Here is a 24,893-nt window from a genome sequence, read left to right on the forward strand (position 1 = left end):
ACAGGCCCGAAGACCGGTCCACTTCGCGGAAACTGGACCAGTGCGCTGGGACACAATGACGCGGTGGACACTGGATTCGTCGCCGCGCTCGGCGACTGGCGCGCCCGCCCCGCCCCGCTCGCCCGCGCCCTGGCCGCAGCCGTACACGAGGCCGTGATCGACGGCCGGCTCCCGGCCGGCACCCGGCTGCCCTCCGAGCGGGAGCTGGCCCGCACCCTGGGCGTCAGCCGCGGCACCGTGGTCACCGCGCTCACCCTGCTGCGCGACGACGGCTGGCTGCACACCCGGCACGGCAGCGGCAGCGCCGTACGGCTGCCCGCCCGCCTCACCGAACGCACCACGCCCTGGTCCCTGGACCGGGGCGGCGCCCCGGACGCCGGACTCGACCTCACCCTCGCCGTCACCGCCGCACCCCACGAGGCCTACCTCGCCGCGCTCGCCCGCGCCGCGGCCCGCAGCGCGCCCCTGCTGGTCGACTCCGGCGTCGCCACCGCGGGCCTGCCCCGGCTGCGCGAACTGCTCGCCGACCGCTACACCCGCGCCGGCCTCGCCACCCGCCCCGAGCAGATCCTCGTCACCTCCGGCGCCCAGGCGGCCCTCACCCTCCTCCTGGACCAGCTGCACACCGACCGCAGGGCGCCCGTCGTGGTGGAGAACCCCGCCTACCCCGGCGCCCTCGCCCTGCTGCGCGCCCGCCGCGCCCGCCTGCTGCCCGTGCCGGTCTCCGCGGCCGGCTGGGACACCGGACACCTCACCGCCGCCGTACGCCGGCACCGCCCCCGGCTCGCCTATCTGGTCCCCGACTTCCACAATCCGACCGGCGCCCACATGTCCGGGCCGGACCGCCGGGCGATCGCCGCGCTCGCCGAGCGGGAGGGGCTGACCGTCCTCGCCGACGAGACCCTGCGCGACCTGGACCTGAGGACACCGCCCGGCACCGAACCGCATCTCGCCGGGGCGCGGGTGATCCAGCTCGGCTCGGCCAGCAAGACCCTGTGGAGCGGCCTGCGCGTCGGCTGGATCCGGGCCACCGCCGACCTCGTACGGCACCTGCGGCAGCACCCGCTCCAGGCCCAGCTCGCGCCACCGCCCCTGGAACAGCTCATCGCCGCGGAACTCCTCGGCGACCCCCTCGCCGGCCTGCTCGCCGACCGGCGGGCCCGGCTGCGCGCCCAGCGCGACCATCTCGCCGGGCTGCTCGCCGGCACCGGATGGACCTACACCGTGCCGGACGGCGGTCTCACCCTCTGGCTGCACCTGGGCGAGGGGCCGCGCGCCACCGAGCTGGTGGCCCGGGCCGCCGCCCGGGGCGTCGCACTGCCCCCGGGCCCGCACTTCGCCGCCGACCGCACCACCCTGGCCCGCCATGTCCGCCTTCCGTTCACGGCGACAGCGGAGGCCATGGAACGGGCGGTGCGGGTGTTGCGGGAGTGCTGGGAGGGACCGGCCGGGCAGTGACGAAGTTCACCGTTTCGTCACAGGCCGGCCGGAACCACAACCCTGGCGGGGCGAAGCAGGTCTAGTAGGGCGAGACCGTGGGAAGTGCGCAAAGGAGCACCCGGGGGAGACTCCGGGCAAAGGGGAGACGAGGGGACCGTGATGGGGGACATACGCAGACGAGGCGTCGTCGCGCTGGGCGTCACCGGGCTGGTGGCGCCGCTCACTCTCGCGCTGACGGCCGCGCCGGCCCAGGCGGCGAGCTGTACGACGCGGAGCGGGCCGTACCAGAAGCAGGTGGAGAAGTTCCTCGGGAGGCCGGTCGACGGCAAGCAGTCCGCCGCCGACTGCACGGCGATCCGGGCCTTCCAGAACCGGCACGGCATCAGCCCCGCCATCGGCTACGCCGGGCCGGTGACCTGGGGCGTGATGGACCTCATGACCAAGCAGAAGGCCGTGGGGAAGAACCCGAACAAGGACGGCGCGTGCCCGGTGAACAAGGGCCGGATCGCCTGTGTGAACCTCACCCTCCAGCTGAGCTGGATCCAGGACGGGAAGAAGCTCGTCTACGGCCCGGTGCCCGTGCGCACCGGCCGCAAGGGCTTCACCACCCGCACCGGGCTGAAGAAGATCTACTGGCGTGACATCGACCACGTCTCGACCGTCTACAACGTGCCCATGCCCTACAGCCAGTTCTTCGACGGCGGCCAGGCCTTCCACTCGGTCGGTCTCAGCATGTGGAACCCGCCCGGCTCGCACGGCTGCGTCAACATGACCAGGACGGACGCCAAGAAGTACTGGTCGCTGCTGAGGAAGGGGGACGACGTCTTCGTGTACGGCCGCAAGCCGGGCACCTGAGGACGGCGGGTGAGGGTCCGGTGTGAACTCCCCTTCGTGGCTTGACACATCGACGTGATGAGCAACACGGTCTGAAATGTCCGTATCGAGTGCAGTTACTCACAGCGCCTTCACGTTGATCGGCATATGCTTCACAGCATGTCCACCACTGTTGAAGCCGTCTCCGAGCGATCGGCCGCGGAGGTCAACGAGGAGATCCGGGCCCTGTGGTGCCGGGCGGGCGGGACACTGACGAGCGAGCAGCGCGCGGAGTACCAGCGCCTCGTGATGGAGTGGGCCGCCGCGGCCCCCCGACCGCAGCGTGCCGCCTGATCGATTCGGCGAGCATCCGCGCTCACCCTCCCGGGCACCCGTGACCACACGGGTGCCCTTCTCGTGCATCCTCTGTAGGCCGTACTCAGCCCCACATCGCCGAATACTGCTGCTGATAGGCCCTGCGGTCCTGCTCGGCCCGGATGTACCGGGTCGCGACCAGCGCGACCAGACTGCCCGCGATCACCAGCAGACCGGGGCCGATGGTGCGGGTGTCGGCCAGCCGGGCCAGCAGCGTCCGCCCCTCCGCCGCACCGGTGACCGGCGCCGGGGAGCCCGGTGCGGCCGCGCTCGGCGCCACCGCACCCTGCCCCTTCGAGGCCGACGGCGAGGGGGAGGGCGTCGCCCCCGGTGGCGACACGAACAGCTCGACCTTGAGTGCCGTCAGCGCCGGAACCACCGGCTGGAAGAAGGTCGTCCCGCCCGTCGTGCAGTCGCCGCTGCCGCCCGAGGTGACCCCGAGCGCGACGCCGTCCGAGAACAGCGGGCCGCCGCTGTCACCCGGTTCGGCGCACACCGTCGTCTGGACGAGCCCGGTGACCGTCCCCTCCGGGTAGTTGACGGTCGCGTTCAGCGCGGTCACCTGGCCGTCGTGCAGGCCGCTGGTGCTGCCGCTGCGGAACACCCGCTGCCCGACCGTCGCATCGGCCGCCCCGGTGATCCGCACCCCGTTGCCCCCGCCGATCGCGACCACGTCCGCGCCCGCGCCGGCCGTCCCCGAGGCGTACCGCACCAGGGAGAAGTCGTTGCCGGGGAAGGTGCTGTTCACCGTCCTGCCCAGCTGCTGGTCCCCCTGGCCGCCCGCGAACCAGGTGGTGCCCGCGGGGCCGCAGTGCCCGGCGGTCAGGATGAAGTCGCTCTGCCCGTCGGTGACATTGAACCCGGCCGAGCAGCGCCCGCCGGTCGACAGGATCGGCTGGGCGCCGTTCAGCCGCGTGGTGAACCTGCCCTGCGTCCGCTCCATGTGCACGAAACCACCGATCCCCGCGGCGACATGGGACATCCGGGCCCAGTTCGCCGCGGACACCGTGCTGTCCGCCTGCACCACCACCCGGTTGGTGCGGTAGTCCACCGCCCATGCCGTCCCCGCCACCCGGGGCGCCGAACGCAGCGCCGCCGTGGCCGACTTCAGCTCGTCCATGCTGTGCGGCACCAGCTTCGCCTCGGCCCCGGCCTGCCGTACCGTCCGCGCGGCCGCCGCGTCGGTGACCGCCACCACCGGCCGCCCGTCGGCGCCGATCCAGTTGCCCGCCGTACGGGCCGTACCGAGCCGCGCCACCAGCGCCGTACCGGTGGTCCCGGCACCCGCGCCACCCGTGGCGGAACTGAGGGGTCTGGCGGCGGGCGGGGTCTCACCGGCCAAGGCCGACTGGGCGACCATCGCGCTGCCCAGGAGAAGTCCGCCGACCGCCGCCAGCCGTGTCACTCGCCGGACGAGGCGTCGTCGTGCGTGCCGCATGCAAGGCTCCCCAAACCGAACCCGAACGCGCTCCGCCGAATCCCGGGGCGCCAGGCCCCCGGCTCCCCGCGGGCCCGCCCCTCCATACGCGGCCGCACGCCCGGGCGTTCAGCGGCCGGCCCGCACATCCCGCGACGCCGTGTTCCCGCACCCCGCGCGGCGCCCTATCGTGAGCCGCATGACCGGCATCCCGCGGCACACCACCGGCGCGTCCGATCCGCTGCGTGTCCTCGGCCTGGAGCGGCTACGGCGTCGTACCAGCGTGAAATGGCGCACCTACCCCGAGGACGTACTGCCGCTGTGGGTCGCCGAGATGGACGTCCCGCTCGCCGAACCCGTCGTCCGCGCCGTCACCGACGCCCTCGCGCTGGGCGACACCGGGTACGCGGCCGGGACCGGCTACGCCGAGGCGCTGGCCGCCTTCGCCGCCGCACGGTGGGGCTGGCACGGGATCGCCGTCGAGCGCACCGCGGTCGTGCCGGACGTGATGCTCGGCGTGATCGAGATGCTCAAACTGGTCACCCGGCCCGGCGATCGGGTGATCGTCAACCCGCCCGTGTATCCGCCCTTCTTCGAGTTCGTCGCCCACCTGGACCGCACGGTGGTCGAGGCGCCGCTCGGCACCGGGCTGCGGCTCGACCTCGAACGCCTGGAAGCAGCGTTCCGAAAGACCACGGCCGGCGGTGGCCGCGCCGCGTTCCTGCTGTGCAGTCCGCACAACCCCACCGGAACCGTGCACACCGGGGAGGAACTGGCGGCGGTCGCCGCGCTGGCCGAGCGGTACGGCGTCCGGGTCGTCGCCGACGAGATCCACGCCCCGCTCGTCGCCCCCGGCGTCACCTTCGTGCCGTATCTGAGCGTGCCCGGCGCCGACCGCGGCCTGTCCGTGATGTCGGCCTCCAAGGGCTGGAACCTGGCCGGGCTCAAGGCCGCCGTCGCCCTCGCCGGACCCGGGGCCGCCGCCGACCTCGCCCGGCTGCCCAAGGAGGTCGGCCACGCCCCCAGCCATCTCGGTGTCATCGCGCACACCGCGGCCCTGCGCGAGGCCACCGGGTGGCTCGACGACCTGCTCACCGGGGTCCAGGCCAACCGCCGCCTGCTGGCCGAGCTGCTCGCCGACCGGCTGCCCGCCCTCCGCACCCACCCGGCCGAGGCCACCTATCTCGCCTGGCTCGACTGCCGTGCCCTCGGCCTGGGCGACGACCCCGCGCAGGTCTTCCTCGACCGCGGCCGGGTCGCGCTCACCTCGGGTGTGCCCTTCGGCACCGGCGGCGCGGGCCACGCCCGGCTGAACCTGGCGACCTCGCCGGAGATCCTCACCGAAGGGATACGGCGGATGGCGGCGGCCCTGTCCTGACCGGGCGCAGCGCGCGGCGGGTGCGGGACGGGCGGCAGCGGGGGCTTTCCGTAGACTGCCGGGATGGACGACACGCGGCTCGACCGGCTCGGTTCCGGCAAGTACCTGCTGGTCACCAGCTATCGCAAGAACGGCACCCCGGTCGCCACCCCGGTGTGGGTGGTGCGCGACGGGGACACCCTCGGAGTGTGGACGGCCGCCGACAGCTGGAAGGTCAAGCGGATCCGGCGCCGCCCCGACGTCCTGGTCGGCCCCTGCGACGTACGCGGCAACCCCACCGGTGACCAGACGCCGGCCACCGCCGTGCTCGCCGACCGGGCCACCACCGCCCGCTACCGGACCCTGATCGCCCGCAAGTACGGCGTCCTCGGGCGCCTCACCCTGCTGGGCAGCCGGCTGCGGCGGGGCCTGGACGGCACCGTCGGGATCCGGGTGACCCTCACCGGCTGAGGGCCACCCGGACCGCGCGTCCTACGACGCGTCCAGCACCGAACCGGTCAGCTCCAGGTCGCCCGTCTGCGGCTTGCCGGTCCGCGGATCGACCTGCCGGAACCGCACCGACTCGGCCGGCTCCTTCACCCGGTCGGTGACGGTGGGCACGGTGATGTCGGCGCTGCGCTTCCCCGCCGGGATGTCCACCCACAGATAGAGGCCGGTCACCTTGGACAGCGGGCGCTCGGGATCGGGCGACTCCCCGGAGTTGTCCCGCAGCCAGCGCGCCGGAACGTCCTTGGTGGACAGCTCCGGAGCGGATGCGGGGGCCACGACGAAGAACGCGCTCATGTCCACGTCGACCGCCTCGGACAGGGAGAGCCGCCACGTCAGCGGCTTGCCCTCGGCCACCCGGCCGGCCACCGGGGTCACGGTCATCCGCGGCGCGGGATCGTCGTCGTGCACCGTGATGCCGCCCCGGTGGGAACCGACCACCGCGTGGTGCACCGCCTTCACCAGGACGTCGTACGACACATCGGTGCCGTAGCGCGTGTTGCCCTGCACCGTGATCGGCACATCGATGTCATGGCCGCCCGGACGCACCGTCACCAGCCGGTCCTTGGCCTGTCCGGTGACCGGGTCCAGGACGTACACCCGTACCTGGCCGCTGCCCCGGCCCGTCACCTCGACCGGCACGTGATAGGTGCGGGTCCCGGAGTCGCCCTCGGCCACGGTCGTGCGGCCGATGTCCACGCGCGGCAGTTCGGCGGCGCGCACCGCCGGGGTCCCGGCCCGCCAGCCCCACGCGTCCATGAGCCAGGCCCGCCCGGACGCCGAACGCGGCGTCAGCTCCAGGGAGGTGACGGAGCGCAGATCGAGCCCGGCGCGCCGGGCCGCGGTCAGCGGCAGCCGGATCTCGCGCGCCCAGTAGGAGGCCGTCCGCTCACTGCCGGGCAGCCCGTCGGCCCGGACCTCGCCGAGTGCCGCCTTGCGGCCCCGGGCGTCGGTGACGGACACGTCCAGCCGGGTGCCGTGCGAGTTCGGCGGCACGAACAGCCGCAGCGCCAGCGCCGTGGAACCGGACAGCGACAGCGGCCGCGGCGCGGTCACCCGGGCGGCGGCGCCGGCGCGCGTCCAGTGCAGCGCGATCGCGTGCCGCCCCGTCTCCCGGCCGGTCTCCCACATCGCGAAGTGCGGCGAGGCACCCTTCGTGCCCTGGCCCAGACAGGCCTTGGACGGGCTCGGATCGACCGCGTCGCACAGCCTGGCACCGCGCACCGAGACCCCGCCGTCCGGCAGGAACCCGGCACCCCGGCCCGCGCCCACGGCATGGCTGAGGACCCGCGCCGGATCCGCCGACGGCGCCCGCTTCCCGGAGCCGTCCAGCAGCGGCCGCACCCGGTCGTCCCCGGCGACGAACAGCCGCGCGGCGGCCGCGATGTAGGTGGAACCGGCCCGGTGCTGCTGGTCGGCGGTCAGCCGGGTCGCCGCCTTCTTCCCGCACACCGGGTCGGGGTGCTGCGGGTCGTCGTAGAAGTCGTCCTCGGCGGGCGCCGCGGCCCGGCCCGGCGTCCACTCCGAGTTGAAGAAGTTGTGGTCGGCGCCGATGACGTACACGGCGCTGTGCAGCGCGCCGCCGGTGCTGACCCCGCGCGTCCCGTCGACGTACACCTCGCCCTGGAGGTCGGAGACGTCACCGTCGCAGCCCGGCAGGATCGTCATCGACGGCACGTCGGCCACCGGGTTCTGGCCGAAGGCGGTCGGGCCGATGAGGACGGTGCCGCGGATGGTCCAGCGGACCGGGCCGCGGTAGCCGTCCTGGTCGGCGGGCGGCGGGTAGAGGCTGTCCAGCGCGGCGCGGTTGACACCCTCGCCGCCCCGCGAGTGCCCGACGAGCAGCACCCGGGACAGGTCGGCGCGCGGCGCCTTCTGGACGACCGCCGGAGCCGACGCCGGGTGGTCGGACCAGTCGGCCCAGCGGGCCAGGTGCATCCGCACCAGCGCGGACCGCGCTTCCGCGCCGCCGTCCTCGGCAGTGTCGTCCTGGCCGTTGATGCCGTTGGCGGAGATCGACACGGTCACATAGCCCTGCGAGGCGAGGAGCCGCTGGTCACGCAGATAGCCGCGGTGGCTCGGCACCGGCTTGGTGCCGGCCGCGCAGGGCCAGTCGCCGGTGATGTGGCCGCCCTTGTAGCAGGTGTAGTGCCGGCCGTGCAGGAACAGCGCCAGCGGTCGCTTGCCGGACGCGCCGACCGGTGCCACTACCACCGCGCGCATCTCCACCGGAGCGGCGAAGCCGGGTATGTGCACCGACTTCAGGCTGTACTCACCGGTCGTGGTGCGGTAGGCGCCGGGCTTGCCCGGGTCCACGCCGCCCGCGGGCAGCGGCGCGGGCGGCCGCACCGCCGGCCCGGCCCCGGCAGCCGCCACGGGCGCGTCCAGCCGCCGCCCCCCGGCCCACACATGCAGGTCCCGCAGCCCGCCCGGCACCCGCGCGCCGAGCGGCAGCCGGAAGGTGCGCCCGTCCTCGCCCGGCTGCGGCACGCCCAACAGGCGGTCGCCCGCGCGGAATTCGACCCGGGCGTCCCCCATGGGCACCGGCCGGTCCGACCGCCACACCAGCTGCGGCGCGGTACGCCCGCCGGTGATCCCCCAGCCCGGCGGCAGCGCCCCGCCGTCCGACGACGTCAACTCCCCGCCGCCTCTTGGTGCCTGACTGTCTGCTGCCGCCAGCCCTGGGGATGCGCCCGCCACCGCGAGCAACGCGGCGGCGGTCACCCATATACGCCGGGCACGGATCACAGTTCCTCCTGGATGACCCCGGTCTCGGGCGTCCCGGCCGACCCGGGAGCCCCTCGCCCCCGGAGGACGGAGTGCGGAGACTGTGGGTTGCCTGTGAACAGGAGGTGATCGATCACATCGGGGGGAGGCGAGCGCGGTGACGCCGGTCGGGTGCCGACGACGTCCGTCGTGGCCTAGGTTGCACGGGTTGGGACCGGAGGCGGTGGACATCCCGTAGGTAGGGGTCAGGCAGAGAGCACGGCAGGCGGATGCGCTCGGCTCGGATGAGTCTGGCCGACGCCACATTCCCGGTTGCCGACGACGTAGGGTGAGGGTACCGAGGGCATCACGCATTCCGACTCTCCTGTCGGGTCGTCCTCGGCGAGAGACGAAACCCGGGCCGCCCGAGCGGGCGGTGCGGAGACGGGTCGGCATCATGGCCACCGCGAGCACAGCGACTCCGCGACCTTCCCCGGTCATCGCCCTTCTCTGCCGAGGGGCGGCGTGACGGTCGTGCAGCGTCTGGACATCCACCGGCGTGACCGGGGAGAGCAGGCCCTCGTCACGCTCGTCGGCGCGATCGGACCGGCCACGGCTCCGCTGCTGCGGGCTGCGCTGGAACAGTGCCTGCGCGACGGCGTGACCGGCATCGACATCGATCTCACCACCGTCGGCTCCTGTGACTCCAAGGGCCTGGACGTCTTCCTGACGGCGTCGCAACGCGCGGACCGGGTCCATGCTTTCGTGCGGCTGCACCATCCGTGCGCGCAGATCACCCGACTTCTCGCCGTGAGCGGCTCCGCCTCCCTGCTCAGTGAGGTGCCGGACGCGTCTCCGTCGGCCGACGAGGCGCAGGGCGGCGGCCTCGTCAGTGCACCAGTCGCCAAGGACGGGATCCGACTCCGCCGCCTGACCCGCTGGCAGGCGGAGGACATGAGCGAGGACATCGCCGACCTGGCCGGGGAACCCGTCGTGGGCTTGTCAGCGAACGCGAGCCGGGAGCGGGGCGACTTCTTGGGGCGGCTTGCCGTCAGCGCCCGACAGCCCGGCTTTGCATTGCTGGTTGCCGAAACGACGGTGCTGGTGGGGTGCGCCTTCGGATTCCCGGTGATCCCCCATGCCCGCTGGGAGCGGGGGTTGCAGGAGGGCGTCCAGCGGCTCACCGGCTGTGCCCGGTTCCTGCTCCTCACCCAGGTCGTGGCGCATCATCACGCCCAGCGCCGAGACATCGGTCGCCGTCTGCAACAGCGTCTGCTGGCCGACCGGCACAGCATGCTCGGCGTCGCCCTGATCCATCCGGCAGACCAGGCCGGCCAGGCTGCCTTCGAGTCCTGGGGCTGGCGAAACTACGGAGAGATGGTGGGGCTGCCCGGTACGGGCGCACCCTGCGTGCTGGTCCTCTTCCCCGAGAACGCGCCGGTAGCGGCGCCTCCGGCCCTGGGCCCGGGCCGGGCGTAGCCTGGGAGACACCGAGAGCATGTCGGGCGCACGACCAGGGCGGCGCCGCTCCCGGCGAGTGACGAAAAAGGGACGGCCCCAGGCTGCCTGGAACGGGATCTCACGATGGACTCCGTCACACCATCCGCCGCAGGTACACCACCACGGGACAACGGGCACACATATACGATGCCGCTGTCGCGGCTGAGCCTCACCCCGGAGGCCAGCCATGGTCCACTGGACGGAGCGTGGTGGCCGCGTTGTGACGCCCTGGCCCTGGAGCTGCCCGCGCTCGTGGGCTCGCTGGACCCCGGCCACGGTACGGTGACCCGCGTCACGGTGGGTGCTGCCGCGTGGCCTGACGCCCCGGGAACGGTGTCGGCGCCCGACCACCTGATCGAGGTCGTCCTGAGCGACGCCGCCGACGAAGCGCAGGCCATCACCCTGGAGTGCGGCACCGTGGGGCGCTGGGAGCTGCTGGTCATCCCGCCCGACGAGCCGGCGGGAACGGCCGGCCGGCTGCTGACGGCCGCCGCCGATCCCTGGAACACGCAGTCGGCTCAGCGCATTCTCGCCCGTGTCGAGGACGGCCAGGAGTGCGGCAGGCAGCGGAACGGCCCATGATGGACTGACGGGACCGGCAGCTCGATCGTCGGCCACCGCCGCCCGTGTCCGCGTGGATCACGTCGGGTGAGCGTATGACGGCTGAATCGCGCGTGGACCGCTCCGAGAGCTTCGGGGAAGCGCTTCTCGGGATGGTTCTCGATCGCGCGCATGAGCTCCCGCCCCACCTCATCGGCCCATTGGTCGCCGACATGATGGAGCGGCTGGGGGGCCGCCGTCCGCAGGTCCTGCTGCAGGACTACGGCCAGCTGCTGCTCGTACCCCTGCCCGGCGAGGGGCTCGCGGGCGGGGACCCCCAGGTGATCGACGATTCCGCCGCGGGCCGCTGCTTTCTCGGTGCGCTGCCCGTCGAGCTGCCCGAGGGCGACGGCGTACGCATACACCTGCCGCTGCTCGACGGCGGCGACCAGGTGGGCGTCATGGCCGTGACGCTGGACCGGGTCGACGACGACGACCGCCGCATGCTGCGCCGGCTCTCCGCTCTGGTGGCCGACCTGCTGGTGACCAAGCACGGATATTCGGACCTGTTCTTCCGTACCCGACGCCGTGAACGGATGAGCGTGGCCGCCGAGATCCAGTGGGCGCTGCTGCCGCCCCTGGCCATGATCATGCCGCACGTCGCCCTGGCCGGAGTCCTGGAGCCCGCCTACGACGTGGCGGGGGACAGCTTCGACTACGCGCTCAACGGCGACGTCCTCCACCTGGCCATGATCGACGCGATGGGGCACGGCCTCGGCGCGGCCACGATGGCCACCGTGGCCATCGGCGCGTACCGCTACGCCCGCCGCCTGAGTACCGGCCTGACGGAGATCTACGCCTTCATGGACGACGCCGTGGCGAAGCAGTTCGGCGCCGAGCACTTCGTCACCGCGCAGATGATGCGGCTGGACACGACAACGGGCCAGCTCGAGTGGGTCAACGCCGGCCACCCCGCGCCGATACTCGTCCGCGACCACCGTGTCACGCACCGACTGGTCGGCCCGACGACTCTCCCCGTGGGCCTGGGCGGCGCGCAGCCGGAGGTGAGTGCGCTGGGGTTGGAACGGGGAGACCGTGTCCTGTGCTTCACCGACGGGCTGATCGAGGAGCACGCGGCGGGCGAGGAGCAGTTCGGGGAGGAGCAGTTGATCGATTGGGTCAACGGGCTGGAGAGAACCGGCCGCGGGGTCCGGGCGGTGGCGCGCGCCCTGTCGCACACACTCAAGCGGGCGCGGGGCGGCCGGACCACGGACGACGCGACGCTGCTCCTGGTGGAGTGGCGCGGTTGACCGGGCGGCCGAGTCTGTCCCGGTGCGAGGCGTCTCATCAACCCGACGCCGCCTGCTTGCCTCCTGTGCCGATGAGGATCTGCTCCGCAGAGCTGATGTTGCCGGCCAGGACGGCCTGGGCCATCGCCGCGTGAGCGGCCTCGGGGGTCGCCTCCGGTGGGATGACCAGCAGTGAGAAGTGGTCCCTGGCGCCCCGGGTGATCAAGATGGTCTCATCACCCACCGGGAAGGAGTCCACGTGCACCACGCGGTCATCGATGGCGATCCGCGTCGGTAGCCCTTCCCAGGCCGTGGCGTCCAGCCCGACCCGGCTCAGGGGGCCGAGGTGCTCCGTGAGCGCGTCCAGCAGTGCCGGCAACTCCGCACCGATGTCATGGGACCTCGGCCACCCCGCCCCGTCGAGACCACCTTCGCGCGATGCCGTCGTCTCCAGCCGGAGCAGCGCACACCCCGGCCGTACCGTCTGGCGGATGCCGCTCGGCAGATGCCGGGGACCATGGGATGTGTCGGAGTCGGTCATGAGGATCACCCGTTCGGGATCCGGCAGCGAACACGGGACGCGCCTCGCCTCTGCTGCCTCTGACCACGCTACTCCCCATCTCCCGAGCACCCGCGTCGCCGGGCGCCCTATACAAAGGGTGGAAGCCGCATGAGGGGCTGCGCAGCGGGCACCCGGACGGAAGAGGCTGTGAGCGAGGCCGCAGAGTCGGCTGCCCACTGGCATCAGCAGCCTCGGAGACCACCGTGAGAGCGCCAGCCATGACGACACTGCGTGAACGCAAGACCTACCGCAAGGCCATCCTTCGGCAACTCTACGGAGCCATGGAGCACAACCGGCCTGAGGTCGGCGGGGCGGCACTCCGCGAGGAGCTCCAGCTACCCGACGACGACCTGTCCGCAGCCTGCGCCTACCTGGCCGACGAGGGCCTGATCACCGTCGACTGGACGTCACACAAGACGCCCGCCACCGCCTCACTGTCCCATGACGGCATCAGGTTCATGGAGGCGGAAGAGGAATGGGGTGGCCCCAGGCAGAGCGAGTGACACGGCCTCTACGGCAGAGCGGTGGGTGGGGCCGTGTCATGTCGCACCGGATGTGCGGACTCCAGCGCCAGGGCCAACCCCACATCACCGCCCAGGAGTTGGTGCGGGTCACACCGCTCTCGTCCAGCCACCGGTGTGCCTGGAACGAGAGTCCGCAGGGGGACACCGTGGCCGGTCGTGTGCGCTCAGCCGGTCAGAGCTGTGGCTGCGGCATCCGTTGCCAGCTGAAGGGGCCGTAGGTGGTGTCGGTGACGGGGTGGTTGGCGTTGGGGTCCGCGGTCAGTTTCAGCCATTCCAGGGGGGTGGTGCTGCCGTGCACGACGATCCGGTGGAAGTTCGGGACGTTGTAGTACGGGTGCTCGTTCCACGCGTTGTTCCCCGGGTCGTGGGCGCACACGCCGGCGCCGGTGGCCGGGTCCGTCTCGCCGGTGCACGTCGCCGTCGGCGACAGCGGGTTGTCCGAGCGGTAGAGGTGCGAGTCACCGTTGAGCATCAGCACCGGCCGGCCGAACGCGGTCGTCTTCGCCGCGACCTCGCTGATGATCGGCTCGTAGTTCGTCAGGTGGTCCTTGGTCTTGCCGTCGAGGTCCCACATGTCGGCCTGTGCCGAGATCACCACCGCCTTGGCGTGCTCGGCCTGCGCGTCGGCGAAGGCGGCGTCGAGCCAGCGGACGTCGGCCGCGGTCCGGTCGGTCCGCTCGTCGGTCTGCGCCTGCGGTGCGGTCGGGACCTTGTACCAGGGGTCGGTGTCGTTGTTCGAGCCGCCCGGCACGTTGATGGTCACGAAGACGATGTCGTTCTGCGCCCACCTCACGTTCTCGACGTACTGCGCGTCGCCCGGGTGGCCCGGGTCGTAGGCGGTGGCCTGGGACACCACGTTCAGTGTCCCGCTGCCCAGGGTGCGGCCGGGCTGCGCGAAGAAGTCCTGCCGGACTCTGGCGAGGTTGTCGAGCGGGCTGCCGCAGTGGTAGCTGACGCAGTCCGCCGGGTCGGTCGACAGGCCGCTCGCGCCGATGTACGTGATGCCACCGGACGCCGAGTCGTAGAAGCCGCCGCCCTGGCCGGGCGAGGTGAGGCTCGACGCCTTGTGGCAGTCGGCCCACTCGTTGTCGCCCGGCGTGTAGACGAGCGGCTTGGTGAAGGTCTGCCATGCGGACGCGATCGAGGCGTCGTAGTCCTCGGTGCAGAACTCCTTGCCCGAGTGGATGTCGCCGACGTGGAGGACATCGCTGACGCTCGGGTCACTGTTGACGGTGCCGATGAACGCCGGGGTCTTCTGGAACTGCGAGGTGTCGGCCGTCTGGCCCGCAGGGGCGTACGCCGACCTGCCGTACGGCGAGTCGCCGAAGACGGCGAGCGTCAGGGGGGTGGAGGCCGCCGACGCCGGGGCCACCGACCCCACGGAGGAGGCAAAGCCGACGGCGACGAGCGTGACGAGCCCGCGCTTCAGCGTGCGTCTCAACATGCGTCCCTCTTTCAGATCCGGTTGAGGGGGGGGCGGCGCCCCAGTGAACTGGATCCTCAGGAAGCGCGGCATGGCATCAAGGGCGTCCCGGAGGTGACGAGTAGGCGAACTTCCGGGAGGCCCGCAGTACGCGATGCCGCAACGCCCGGTTTCATCGTCCGGCGGCCGGGACCAGGCCGGGGGCGAACCGGTAGGAGACCGCCTCCATCAGCGGCTTGCGCTTGGTGTTGTGGAAGGCCGCGATGCGCCACCTGCCGTCCTGCTGCCGGACCAAGGTGTAGGTCTGGATCTTGCTGAGCTTCCGTGGCCGGTCGCCCTTGTAGGTGTCGCCGCGCCCGTTCACCACGGCCACGTCCGGCCCGGGGAACCGGACGGAGAGGACCTCGTCCGCGAGCTCGGTGCCCTTGAGGAAGGTCGTGAACAGGGTGCGGTGACTCTCCACGATGTCCTGGCGGCCCTGGTAGAAGGCGCCGACGTAGGTGACGTAGGTGGCGTCTTCGGTGAACAGCTCGCCGTATGCGTCGGCGTCGTGCCGCGCCCATGCGGCGACGAGTTCGTCCAGCACGGAGGTGACCGCGGCGGTGTCATGGGTGAGGGCGGGCATGGTGGAAGATCCCCCTTTGGCTACACTGAGAGCAGATTCTGAATCTGTGCAGTATCTGCATGCGTGCAGATAAATTTACGAGAGGACTCCCGTGACGGCAACCCCCTTGGGCGGCGGGGACGAGCAACTGATCTTTCGTCAGTACCTGGACGCAGTAGGCCTCCAGGGCCTGGCCAGCGCGGAAGCCGCTGGAATGCACACCTCGGAGTGGTACGCGCTCAGTCTGATCGCTCTGGAAGGCGGTCTCACCTCAGGTGAACTCGCCACGCGGACCGGGCTCACCACCGGTGCCACCACCCGCCTGATCGACCGCCTTGAACGGGCCGGGTACGCGCGCCGCGCCGCGGACCCCGAGGACCGCAGGCGCGTCATCGTGGAGCCGGTCCCGGACGCGCTCAGCCGTATCGAGGAGGTCGTCGGCCCCGCCCGCCGCCATATCGCCGAGGTCCTGGCCCGCTACACCCCGGAACAGCGCAGGCTGCTCTTCGACTACTTCGAGCGCGCCGCTCCCGCCTTCCGGGCGGCCACCGAGGAGATCCGCAAGGCCATGGCTCCGAAGCGCAGAAGGGCCGCCCCGGACAGGGGCGGCCACTGACGGCGAGGATGTGTGTGTGGTGGGGGGCTGTCAGGTCCAGGCCCGGTACGGCTCGTCCAGCAGCTGGAAGACCGGCTCCCCGCGGACCGGGTCCTTCGCGGTGGACAGCCGCACCCGGTCGCCGCTGTGGATCCCGACCGGCGGGCCCATCACCCGGCCCCGGACGACGAACCCCTCGGCCATCTCGATCAGCGACACATTGCGTGCCGCCGGAGTGTTGCGGTGCACCACGGTCGAGTGCCGCACCGTGCCGATGCCCTCGCTGCGTTCGGTGCGCAGGTCGCTGCCCTGGCACACCGGACACAGCAGTCGGTGGTACATCGCGGTGCCGCACCAGGTGCAGCGCTGGAAGAGGATGGCGTCCCTGGAGTCCACGGAAGCGGGTTCGAGCACCCCCGCCGCGGAGCCGGCCGCCGACTGTGAGATGTCTGCTGAGTGGTGGTACACGCTGGTCAACTCCCTGCGCTCGGCCGGAATCCCGCGTGCCCGGCGCGCCCCGCGCACGCGTGTGCGCGGTTGCTGTGCCACCGTGCACGCCGACAGCGTATGGCACTCAGTGTCACTCGTAAAGGCACTGCGTACCCCGAATTGGCGGGAAAGCATCGCACCCCGCCGCCCGACGGCCGGGCGGGGTCCGCTCAGCCGCGGCCGAGCACCGCCTCCAGCTCCTGCACCGCCCGCCACAGCGGCGCGTCCCGGCGGGCGACCAGCACCACGACGTCGTCGGAGCGCCCCGCCGGTCCCTCCTCCGGCACCGGGAGGATCCGCAGCGGCGCCGGACCGCTCGGCGCCTCCGGCGACTCCGCTGCCCGCGGGGCGCGGCCGAACGTCCGCTGCACATAGCCGAGCGCATGGTCCACCGCCGCGGCCGCGTCGCCCTTGCCGTCCGAGCGCAGCCAGGACCGCAGCGCGTTGTTGTGCGCGGCGACGACGGCGGCCGCGACGACGTCCGCGCGCAGCGTCCCGTCGGGCGCGCCGGCGAACCGCCCGCGCAGATACTCGGCCAGGGCGCGCTCGTACCGCCACACCACCGACAGCTCGTACGCGCGCAGGCCCGGCACCTTCTTGGTGAGGCGGTAGCGCTGCACCGAGAACGTGGGGTTCTCGGCGTACATCCGCAGCACCACCCGGGCCGCGTCGCACACCCGCCGCACCGGCTCCTGGTCCGCCGTGCTCCCGGCGAGAAACGCGGTCATGTCGGCCAGACAGCGCTCGTGGTCGGGGAAGACCACGTCCTCCTTGGAGGGGAAGTAGCGGAAGAACGACCGCCGGCCGACCCCGGCCAGCGCCACGATGTCGTCCACCGTGGTCTGCTCGTATCCGCGTTCCATGAAGAGCTGGAACGCCGCCGAGACCAGGGCGTCCCGCATCGGCGGCTTCGCGGCCGGCGCCGCGCTGCTGGTGCTCATGGCGGGAACGTAGCACCCGGGCCGGAAATGTGACACTCAGTGCAGCTCAGACCGTGGTGTCAGGGAACTGAGTGCACTCTGCGTGCCGGTCCGGGCCCCGCCCGATCCCCTCGCCGTGCTGCGACGTAACCTTTCCGCACCGCGCCGGCACCGGCCCCGCGGCATCCGACCCCGCCGACTCCGGCCGTGCCCGAGGAGATCCCGCATGCCCGCCGCCCGCCCCCGACTGCTCTACGTCACCGACCTGGCGTACCAGGCCCGCGGGCGCCGCTACTGCGACGAGGACATCCTCCTCACCTCCCGGCTCCGCGCCCACGCCGACCTGGCCCTGTGTCACCCGCTGGACGCCGCCGCGCTGATGGACGGCTACGACGCCGTCGTGGTCCGCAACAGCGGTCCCGTGCTCGGCTACCAGAAGGAGTACGACGCTTTCCGCGCCCGGGCGCTGGACAGCGGCACCCGCGTCTACAACCCGCTCACCGGCAAGGCGGACATGGCCGGAAAGCAGTACCTGCTCGACCTCTGCGCCGCAGGCTTCCCCGTCATCCCGACCGTCGACCGGACCGAGGACCTGCACCGGCTGCCGTCCGTCGAGCGCTATGTGGTCAAGCCCCGGCTCGGCGCGGACTCCCTCGGCCTGCGCATCGTCCCCGCCGACGGGATCGCCGCGGCCGTCACCGGTGAGGTGCTGATCCAGCCCTGGATCGACTTCACGTACGAGGTGTCGTTCTACTTCGTGGACGACGACTTCCAGTACGCCCTGTACGCCCCCGACCCGCAGCGCCGCTGGGAGCTGAGGCCGTACCCGGCGACCGCCGCCGACCTGGAGTTCGCCCGGCGCTTCATCGACTGGAACGACCTCGGCCACGGCATCCAGCGTGTCGACGCCTGCCGCACCGCCGACGGCGGCCTGCTCCTGGTCGAGCTGGAGGACCTCAACCCCTATCTGTCCCTGGACGCCCTGCCGGAGGAGGACCGCGAGGCGTTCGTCGCGGCGTTCACGGCGTCCGTGAGCCGGTTCGTGCGGTGACCTCGGCCGGCCCGCATTGCGGCGAGTGCCGGGCGCACCGGCGTCCGATGTGATGAGCTGGGACGGACACCAAGGGACGCGGAGCGGAGGCGGGCATGGACGGCTTCTTCGGCCGGCTGGACCCGGACATGTGCGTGGTGACGGCCGTGGCCGGCGGCGAGCGCGCGGGCTGTCTGGTCGGCTTCGCCTCCCAGTGCTCCATCCAACCGCCCCGGTTCACCGTGTGGCTGTCCAAGGCCAACCGCACCTACCGGGTCGCGCGCGCCGCCCACTTCCTCACTGTGCATCTGCTCACCCGTGACCAGCGCGACCTCGCGGAGCTGTTCGGCGGCGAGACGGGGGACGAGGTCGACAAGTTCGCCGGGCTGGACCTGCGGGAAGGACCCGGCGGGGCGCTCGTCCTCGCCGATGTGGCGGCCTGGTTCGTCGGCACCGTCCTGCACCGCACCGACGGCGGCGACCATGTGGGCCATGTCCTCGACCCCGTGGAGTGGGGCGGCGGACGGAGCGGGCCGCTGCTGCGGCTCTCCGACGCGATCACCATCGACGCGGGCCACCCGGCGGACTGACCGGACACCGACACCTCCGACCGGCCCACGGCACATACCCGAGGACCGGCCCACGGCACATACCCACGACACCCCGGCAGGCAGACGCTAGGCGTCCGCCTCCATGTCCGTCGCGCCGGGCAGCGGCACCCTGATGTCCACCACGCACACATCGTCCCGGCGCTCGTCCGCGAGCATCGAGGTGAGCACGGCGTCGAGGGAGCCGCCGGCGCCGTGGTCATGGGTGCGGACCGCCTCGGCCAGCCGGGCGAAGCCCGCGTCCAGATCCTCGCCGGGGCGCTCCACCAGACCGTCGGTGTAGAGCAGCAGCCGGTCCCCGGGCTCCAGGCGCAGCTCCGCCGACTCGTAGACGGGCGCCCCGGTCGCGCCGAGCAGCACGCCGGCGGGGCGGGCGAGATAGCGCACCTCGCCGCCGCGCACGAGCAGCGGCGGCGGATGCCCGGCCTGCGCCCAGGCCAGGACCTGCCGCTCGGGGTCGTAGCGGGCCAGCACCAGGGTGGCGGTGGTCTGGCTGTCCCGGGAGTGCAGCAGCAGCTGGTTGAGCCGGGCCAGCGCGCCGGTCAGCGAGGAGCCGGTGCTGATCATTCCCTTGGCGGTGAACCTGAGCTGGGCCATGGTGGCCACGGCGTCGATGCCGTGCCCCGCCACGTCGCCGACCACGAACAGCGCGCAGTCGTCGGGCAGTTCGACGGCGCTGAACCAGTCGCCGCCGACATGGATCCCGGACTGCGCGGGCAGGTAGGACACCTCGACCCGGAGCCCGGCCCGCCGCACCGGCTTGCTGGGCAGCGGCAGCAGCGCGTGCTGCAACCGGGCCGCCAGGGCGCGCTCGGCCTGGAGCACACCGCGCTGGAGCAGCATCGCCCGTTCGCTCTCCACCAGCGCGAGTTCGGCGCTGCGCTGCGCGGTGAGGTCCTGGACGAAGCCATGCACCTCGACCGGGGTGCCGTCCGGCTCGGTGACGGCCTCGGCGACCAGCCGCAGATGCCGGACGCCCGCCGCGCCCTGGATGCGGAACGGCACATCGAACGCGTGGCCGTGGCCGGCCAGTTCGGCGATCGCGTGGGCCAGCGGACCGGAGTCCTCCGGCAGCGCGAGATCCGGCAGCCGTTCGAGGGGGAGGGGCCCCTCGGCGGTGCTCCGGCCGAGCACCGTGTACGCCTGCGCGGACCAGGAGATCTCCTGGGTGACCAGGTTCCAGTTCGCCCAGCCCAGATTGCCGAGCCGCTGCACGTCGGCGAGGCGCTGCGCCTGCCGGACCGCCGGGTCGTGCCGTACCCAGGACACCAGCAGACCGTCGCCGAGCCGGGCGGCGCGCACCGAGTAGGTGGCGGTCACCGGCACGCCCTCGAACACATCGTGGTAGGCGAACGGCTCGCTCTCGAACGGCACTCCGGTGTCGAGCACCCCGAGATACCCGCGCCACAGCGGCTCGCCCGCCACCGACGGGTAGCTCTCCAGGATGTGCTTGCCGACCAGGTCCCGCCCGGTCCGGCCGAACACGTCGACCGCCTCCGGGGTGGCGGCCTCGATGCGGTAGTCCTCCACCTCGCCGGAGGCGCTGCGCACCGGGGTGAGCAGCACGGCCGCGCCGGGAGTCGCGTCGAGCACCGCCTGCACGGCCGGGAAGGCGTCCGTGACGGCCCGCTCCCGCGGCGGGTCGAAGGCCTGGAGCCGGCCCGCGCACAGCCGGGCCACGGCCCGCAGCAGCTCCCGCTCGCGCGGCTGGAACGGCCCGCCGTGCCGGCGCAGCACCCCGAGGGCGACCTGCGCGGTGTTCCCGGCGGGCACCGGCAGCCAGGCCCGGCTGGGCCAGCGCTCGGGCGGGTCCCCGATGAGCCGGTACCGCCGGCGGTCCTCGGCGAGGTCCTCCAGCCAGCGCGGCTCACGGGCCCGCAGGGCGTCGAAGGGGGCCATCTCGCTCCCCGCGGGCGCGTGCTGCCACTGGATGGCCAGGGTCGTTTCGATGCCGGCATGGCCGATCAGCTCGAGCCCGCCTCCGGCCACCTGTTCGTAGAGGAGTACGGCGTCGGCGCCCGCCCGCGGTGCCAGGTGGTCCAGCAGGCACGCGGCGAGTTCGCCCGGCGAGCCGACCTTGACCAGGTCCCGGCCGAGGCGGCCCAGGACGTCGGCCAGATCGGCGCTGGCTGCGGGCGACGGATCCCAGGGGCCGGAGGGCGGCACCGGCTGTGCGCCGACCGCGGACGTGGGCGCGGGTGGCGATGCGGGTGCCGTGGGCGGCAGCAGGGCGCCGAGGGTGAGCCAGCACTGCTCGAGGAGTGTGCGGTGGCCGCTCCTGGCGCGCCGGAGGAGTTCCTCGTGCGCCGCGTCCGGTGTGCACCCGTTGAGGGCCATCAGGACACCCTTGGCCCGCTCCAGGATCGCGGAGGCGGCAGCGCGGTCCCGCAGCCGTTCCAGCTCCGCGCGCTGCCGGGCCACGACCTGGGCCAACGCCACCGGATCGGCGCCGGTGCCCGGGTCGATCGGGGGGACGGACTCGCTCGTCACGCGACGAGCATTGCACACCTCGGGCCCTCCGATCACCGGTCCGCTGGTTCCGTACGGTGCCCACCCGCCGAAGATCGAATCACAGGGCGTCGAAACCGGCCGCACAGCGCCCGACGGATTCCCGGTCCTTCTCGTAAAAGACCAGGTCAGCGGCTATGTCCCCGGCCGACCAGGGCGTCGGTGACCGCGCGCACACTGCGCGCGATGTGCTGGAGCTGAAGAACCTCGGCGGCGTACAGCTTGATCGTGTGCTCGATGACCGACTCGGGCAGCCCGAGCATGGGCAGTTCGGCGCGTGCCGTCTGGAGCGCGGTCCGTGCCACCCGGATCTCCTGCTGGACCTGGAGCTGGGCGTGCCGGGCGAGCAGGACCGGGTGCCGGATCAGGGCCGGGTAGCTGGCGTAGCGCGCGGGGATCAGCTCCCGCAGCCACTTGGCCGCCGAGCGCTCCCAGTCGTAGCTGCCCGGTGTCTTGACCTGGCAGGGCCAGTCGGGGCTGATGCGCGTGCGCGTGCTGGTCAGGGTCATGGTGAATCGCTTCCGGTGTGCGGCGTCGTGAGGGTGGTCCGACGGGTGGGGCGGCCCCGGCCTAGGGGAGGGCCGGGGCCGCCACGGGCGCATCGCGATGCGCCCCGGCACACCCCGGGCGCCGACGTGGGTAGGGGACGGCGGCTGGGGGTGTCCGTGCGGGGACCCCGGACGCGGCGGACCGGCGCTGCGGGAGGGCTTGCATGCGCATGAGCGGTCCGTCGGCTTTCTCGGGGCGGTGTGCGAGCGGTGGGTCCGCGGGGTGCGGAACGGCCGGGGGTGAGCCGGGCCCGATCCGCTGAGCAGTATTTATATATACCGTCTGGTTTGCAAGACGTATGAAAACATTCATGCTCGATCTGTGGTGAAAGATCCCGGTCCAGGAGGGGGAGGACCGCAAGATCTTCACGTCTGCCGGGCGGCCGGCGGAAGCATCGGGGCGGATCAGTCGCGCAGGAAGAACTGGTGCTGCTCGTTGAGCTGTTCGTACTTCTCCAGGCGGGCCTGGGTGCGCTCCGGGTCGGCGTCGGTCATCGCCTGGAGCAGCGCGGCGGCCAGCACGTTGGGCGCGGCGTAGGAGTCGAAGACCAGACGCGCCCCGGTGCCGGTGGCGAAGGTGATGTCGGCCTCGTCGGCCAGCGGGCCGAGCGCCAGGTCGGTCACCAGGGCCACCTTCAGGCCGGCGTCGCGCGCCACCCGGACCGCTTGCAGGGTCTCCTGCGAGTGCCGGGGCATGGCGAAGGCCAGCACCCAGCTGCCGCCGGCCTCACGGGCCTGGAGCAGGGCGTCGTAGGCGACGCTCCCGCCACGGGTCACCAGCCGTACGTCGGGGTGGATACGGCGGGCCGCGTACCCGAAGTACTCGGCCAGCGACTCCGAGATCCGCAGTCCCAGGACGGTCAGCGGGGTCGACCGGGACAGCTCCCGGCCGACCCGGATGACCCGGTCGGGGTCGGCGAAGTCGCGGCGCAGGTTCTCCAGGTTCTGGATCTCGTGGTCGACGGCCGCCTGGAGCTCGTTGGCGCGGTCCACCTCGCCGGGCCCGCCGGCCAGACTGCTCAGCGCGATCGACTGGAGCTTCTCGCGCAGCGCCGGATAGCCGCTGAAGCCGACGGCGGCGGCGAACCGGGTGACGGACGGCTGGCTGACCCCGACCCGGTCCGCCAGCTCGGTGATGGACAGGAACGCGGCCTCGGTGATGTGCTCGATCAGGTACTGGGCGATGCGCCGCTGCCCCGGCGACAGACGCGGGCCGTCGAAGAGTTCCCGCAGCCGGGAGGTCGGGGCGGGCTCGGCCTCGGGCGCCGTCTTGCCCGAAGTGATCGCTGATGCCTGTGCGCGGGCCTGCTGCGGCGAGGGCACCGGTCCGTCTCCTTTGTCTGCCACGAACACTCAACATAGCTCACCGAGCGCCGTGACCAGGGGGGTGAGCGACCCGGCTCACCTGCGGTAGAGGCTGATCGAATGACCCACGTCACCCACCGCCCGGCAGCTCGCGAGCAGCCGGGCGAAGGTGCCGCGCGCCTTGGCGACCGCCGAGTCCGACACCACCAGCAGCCCGTGCACCCGCTCCGGCGGCACCCCGCGCGGGTCCTCGGCGCGGATGCCGTAGTACGCCGGCACCCCGCTGCCCTTGTAGACCAGCCACACCCGCTCACCCGGGTACCGGGTGCGCAGCCGGTCGGCGAGCCGGCCCAGGTCCTGGCCCCAGTCCACGTTGGAGTCGTGCAGCACCCGGTGGGTGCCCGCCGGGCCGCCGAACGCCTCGTTGGAGTACGGCAGGTAGTACGGGAACGTCCCCAGCGAACTCACCGCCGTGCACAGCACCAGGACGGCCGTCGCCCCGGTGGCCCAGCGCCGGCGCGGCACCCGCAGACAGGCCGCCGCCACCGCGAGGGACATCGGCACGAACAGCGCGTACCGGGTCCCGAAGTCCCGGGTGCTCGTCATCGCCGCCGCGAGCAGCACCAGCGGCGGCAGCAGCAGATAGGGCGCCGAGGGCCGCAGCCGCCGTACCGCGACGAGCGCCACCGCGCCGGCCAGGCCCACCGCCAGCAGCCCGAGCGGGGTCTTCACCAGCAGCGCGGCCGGCAGGTAGTACCAGAGCGGGCCGGTGTACAGGTGCCCGAACAGATAGCCCTGCCACGGCTGGTTCTCCAGCCCGAACTGCACCCGCATCCCGGCCCGGTAGGCGGGCGGCACCGGCATCAGGTCCACCAGCAGCGCGTGCAGCCCGTGCAGGACGGGGACCGGTTCGGCGGGGGAGAACCGCAAGCGGGGATCGACCGCGAGATACGACACCCAGACGACGGCCAGGGCGACCACCAGTACGACCCCCGCACCGGCGGCCGCGGCCCGCAGCCGGCGCCGCCGGCCGCCCGCCGGAGACAGCTCCCGGTCCGCCGCCACGGCCGACACCGCCGCCAGCAGCATCAGGACCGGCACCGCCGGCAGGGCGTTCATCTTGGTGGCCACCGCCGCCCCGAGAGCCGCCCCGCTGAGCGGCAGCCAGCGGCCCGGACGGTGCCGGGCCCGCAGGGCCAGCCAGGCGGAGGTCAGCACGAAGCCGGCCGCCGGGACGTCCAGGGTGGCCAGGGAGCCGTGGGCGACCAGGTCCGGTGAGAAGGTGTACAGCGCGAGCGCGGTCAGCCCGCCCACCGGGCCCGCCAGGTCGCGTGCGAACGCGAACGCGACCAGCCCGAACAGCAGCGTCAGCACGATCACCGGCAGCCGCGCCCACAGCATCAGCCGCCAGGGGTCGTTGCCGGACTCGTACAGCAGGTGCCGGCCCACGTCCCCCTGGGTGCCGGGGTACGACGGGTCGTAGTGCGGGTCGGCCACCGCCACACCGGCCGCGATCAGCAGCTTGCCGAGCGGCGGATGCTCGGGGTTGTAGCGCAGCCGGTGTTCGTGGAGGTAGTCGGTGGCCGTCGCGACGTACACCGGCTCGTCGATGGTGGGCGTCTGCCGGACCGCGGCCGTCACCATCACGGCCGCCATCTGGGCCAGCAGCAGGGCCACGAGCACCGGCACCGCCCAGCGTCTGGGTGCCCGGGGGAGCGGCCGTACCGGATCCTGCGCCGGAGCCCGGTCGGCCAGGAGCGTGTGCTGTGCGTGCGTCATCGTCCGCCCCGCGGTGGCACCGGCCGTACGGCGGCGGGAGCGAGCGGGGACCGG

Annotated in this window: 23 protein-coding genes; 12 read left to right on the forward strand and 11 right to left on the reverse strand. The window is 72.8% G+C overall.

Features of this window, described 5'->3' with window-relative positions; all coding sequences use genetic code 11:
- Positions 1-63: 63 nt before the first annotated feature.
- From ACFVIU_RS13470 to ACFVIU_RS13480, 3 genes are all read left to right on the forward strand, one after another.
- The gene (locus ACFVIU_RS13470; protein ID WP_385842510.1) at positions 64-1,458 is read left to right on the forward strand and encodes a PLP-dependent aminotransferase family protein; all 1,395 of its coding nucleotides are present in this window, start codon (positions 64-66) and stop codon (positions 1,456-1,458) included.
- Between the two features lie 141 nt (positions 1,459-1,599).
- Positions 1,600-2,295 (forward strand): L,D-transpeptidase family protein, encoded by a 696-nt coding sequence (locus ACFVIU_RS13475; protein ID WP_385842511.1) that lies wholly within the window; start codon positions 1,600-1,602, stop codon positions 2,293-2,295.
- A gap of 126 nt (positions 2,296-2,421) precedes the next feature.
- Positions 2,422-2,607, forward strand: coding sequence for a hypothetical protein (locus ACFVIU_RS13480; protein ID WP_385842513.1), 186 nt, complete (start codon positions 2,422-2,424; stop codon positions 2,605-2,607).
- Positions 2,608-2,692: 85 nt separating this feature from the next.
- On the opposite strand, the gene ACFVIU_RS13485 is transcribed toward ACFVIU_RS13480, so the two are convergent.
- Complete coding sequence (locus tag ACFVIU_RS13485; protein WP_385842514.1) at positions 2,693-4,066, reverse strand: alpha-lytic protease prodomain-containing protein; 1,374 nt, start codon at positions 4,064-4,066, stop codon at positions 2,693-2,695.
- Between the two features lie 178 nt (positions 4,067-4,244).
- Between ACFVIU_RS13485 and ACFVIU_RS13490 the strand changes: the two genes are divergently transcribed.
- Complete coding sequence (locus ACFVIU_RS13490) at positions 4,245-5,423, forward strand: MalY/PatB family protein (RefSeq protein ID WP_385842516.1); 1,179 nt, start codon at positions 4,245-4,247, stop codon at positions 5,421-5,423.
- Between the two features lie 63 nt (positions 5,424-5,486).
- Entirely contained in the window at positions 5,487-5,873 is a 387-nt protein-coding gene (locus ACFVIU_RS13495; protein ID WP_385842517.1) for a PPOX class F420-dependent oxidoreductase, read from the forward strand.
- A 21-nt stretch (positions 5,874-5,894) separates the two neighbouring features.
- Here ACFVIU_RS13495 and ACFVIU_RS13500 read toward each other — a convergent pair whose 3' ends face one another.
- Positions 5,895-8,657 (reverse strand): hypothetical protein, encoded by a 2,763-nt coding sequence (locus tag ACFVIU_RS13500; protein ID WP_385842518.1) that lies wholly within the window; start codon positions 8,655-8,657, stop codon positions 5,895-5,897.
- 483 nt (positions 8,658-9,140) lie between these two features.
- Between ACFVIU_RS13500 and ACFVIU_RS13505 the strand changes: the two genes are divergently transcribed.
- The 3 genes from ACFVIU_RS13505 to ACFVIU_RS13515 all read left to right on the forward strand — a co-directional run bounded on the left by ACFVIU_RS13505 (position 9,141) and on the right by ACFVIU_RS13515 (position 11,965).
- Positions 9,141-10,094 (forward strand): STAS domain-containing protein, encoded by a 954-nt coding sequence (locus tag ACFVIU_RS13505; protein ID WP_385842519.1) that lies wholly within the window; start codon positions 9,141-9,143, stop codon positions 10,092-10,094.
- Between the two features lie 168 nt (positions 10,095-10,262).
- Entirely contained in the window at positions 10,263-10,697 is a 435-nt protein-coding gene (locus ACFVIU_RS13510) for a DUF5994 family protein (RefSeq protein WP_385842520.1), read from the forward strand.
- A 74-nt stretch (positions 10,698-10,771) separates the two neighbouring features.
- Positions 10,772-11,965: a PP2C family protein-serine/threonine phosphatase gene (locus ACFVIU_RS13515; RefSeq protein ID WP_385842521.1), complete on the forward strand. Its 1,194-nt coding sequence runs from the start codon at positions 10,772-10,774 to the stop codon at positions 11,963-11,965.
- Between the two features lie 37 nt (positions 11,966-12,002).
- Here ACFVIU_RS13515 and ACFVIU_RS13520 read toward each other — a convergent pair whose 3' ends face one another.
- The gene (locus ACFVIU_RS13520) at positions 12,003-12,485 is read right to left on the reverse strand and encodes a DUF5994 family protein (protein ID WP_385842523.1); all 483 of its coding nucleotides are present in this window, start codon (positions 12,483-12,485) and stop codon (positions 12,003-12,005) included.
- A gap of 239 nt (positions 12,486-12,724) precedes the next feature.
- On the opposite strand from ACFVIU_RS13520, the gene ACFVIU_RS13525 reads away from it, so the two are divergent.
- Complete coding sequence (locus tag ACFVIU_RS13525; RefSeq protein WP_385842524.1) at positions 12,725-13,009, forward strand: hypothetical protein; 285 nt, start codon at positions 12,725-12,727, stop codon at positions 13,007-13,009.
- A gap of 193 nt (positions 13,010-13,202) precedes the next feature.
- Here ACFVIU_RS13525 and ACFVIU_RS13530 read toward each other — a convergent pair whose 3' ends face one another.
- Positions 13,203-14,474 carry a hypothetical protein gene (locus ACFVIU_RS13530; protein ID WP_385842525.1) on the reverse strand — a complete coding sequence of 424 codons (1,272 nt, stop codon included), beginning with the start codon at positions 14,472-14,474 and terminating at the stop codon, positions 13,203-13,205.
- A 151-nt stretch (positions 14,475-14,625) separates the two neighbouring features.
- Complete coding sequence (locus ACFVIU_RS13535; RefSeq protein WP_385842526.1) at positions 14,626-15,078, reverse strand: SgcJ/EcaC family oxidoreductase; 453 nt, start codon at positions 15,076-15,078, stop codon at positions 14,626-14,628.
- Positions 15,079-15,169: 91 nt separating this feature from the next.
- Here ACFVIU_RS13535 and ACFVIU_RS13540 point away from each other — a divergent pair, with 91 nt between their 5' ends.
- Complete coding sequence (locus ACFVIU_RS13540; RefSeq protein WP_385842528.1) at positions 15,170-15,673, forward strand: MarR family winged helix-turn-helix transcriptional regulator; 504 nt, start codon at positions 15,170-15,172, stop codon at positions 15,671-15,673.
- A gap of 30 nt (positions 15,674-15,703) precedes the next feature.
- Here ACFVIU_RS13540 and ACFVIU_RS13545 read toward each other — a convergent pair whose 3' ends face one another.
- Together ACFVIU_RS13545 and ACFVIU_RS13550 are read right to left on the reverse strand one after the other, a co-directional pair.
- Complete coding sequence (locus tag ACFVIU_RS13545; RefSeq protein WP_385842529.1) at positions 15,704-16,120, reverse strand: Zn-ribbon domain-containing OB-fold protein; 417 nt, start codon at positions 16,118-16,120, stop codon at positions 15,704-15,706.
- 191 nt (positions 16,121-16,311) lie between these two features.
- Entirely contained in the window at positions 16,312-17,082 is a 771-nt protein-coding gene (locus ACFVIU_RS13550; protein WP_385842530.1) for a TetR family transcriptional regulator, read from the reverse strand.
- Between the two features lie 205 nt (positions 17,083-17,287).
- Between ACFVIU_RS13550 and ACFVIU_RS13555 the strand changes: the two genes are divergently transcribed.
- Both ACFVIU_RS13555 and ACFVIU_RS13560 read left to right on the forward strand, forming a co-directional pair.
- Positions 17,288-18,112 (forward strand): hypothetical protein, encoded by an 825-nt coding sequence (locus tag ACFVIU_RS13555; RefSeq protein ID WP_385842531.1) that lies wholly within the window; start codon positions 17,288-17,290, stop codon positions 18,110-18,112.
- 95 nt (positions 18,113-18,207) lie between these two features.
- On the forward strand, positions 18,208-18,681 hold the full coding sequence (locus ACFVIU_RS13560) for a flavin reductase family protein (protein WP_385842532.1): 474 nt from the start codon (positions 18,208-18,210) through the stop codon (positions 18,679-18,681).
- Positions 18,682-18,768: 87 nt separating this feature from the next.
- Here ACFVIU_RS13560 and ACFVIU_RS13565 read toward each other — a convergent pair whose 3' ends face one another.
- The 4 genes from ACFVIU_RS13565 to ACFVIU_RS13580 form a co-directional block, all read right to left on the reverse strand.
- Positions 18,769-21,189 carry a SpoIIE family protein phosphatase gene (locus ACFVIU_RS13565; RefSeq protein ID WP_385842534.1) on the reverse strand — a complete coding sequence of 807 codons (2,421 nt, stop codon included), beginning with the start codon at positions 21,187-21,189 and terminating at the stop codon, positions 18,769-18,771.
- 146 nt (positions 21,190-21,335) lie between these two features.
- Positions 21,336-21,716, reverse strand: coding sequence for a hypothetical protein (locus ACFVIU_RS13570; protein WP_385842535.1), 381 nt, complete (start codon positions 21,714-21,716; stop codon positions 21,336-21,338).
- 444 nt (positions 21,717-22,160) lie between these two features.
- On the reverse strand, positions 22,161-23,078 hold the full coding sequence (locus tag ACFVIU_RS13575) for a MurR/RpiR family transcriptional regulator (protein WP_385842790.1): 918 nt from the start codon (positions 23,076-23,078) through the stop codon (positions 22,161-22,163).
- Positions 23,079-23,156: 78 nt separating this feature from the next.
- A complete protein-coding gene (locus tag ACFVIU_RS13580; protein WP_385842536.1) occupies positions 23,157-24,839 on the reverse strand; it encodes a phospholipid carrier-dependent glycosyltransferase in 1,683 nt (560 codons plus the stop codon).
- Positions 24,840-24,893 lie beyond the last annotated feature (54 nt).

The organism is Streptomyces sp. NPDC127190, assembly GCF_042672505.1.
In the GTDB taxonomy this organism is placed as follows: Bacteria; Actinomycetota; Actinomycetes; order Streptomycetales; family Streptomycetaceae; genus Streptomyces.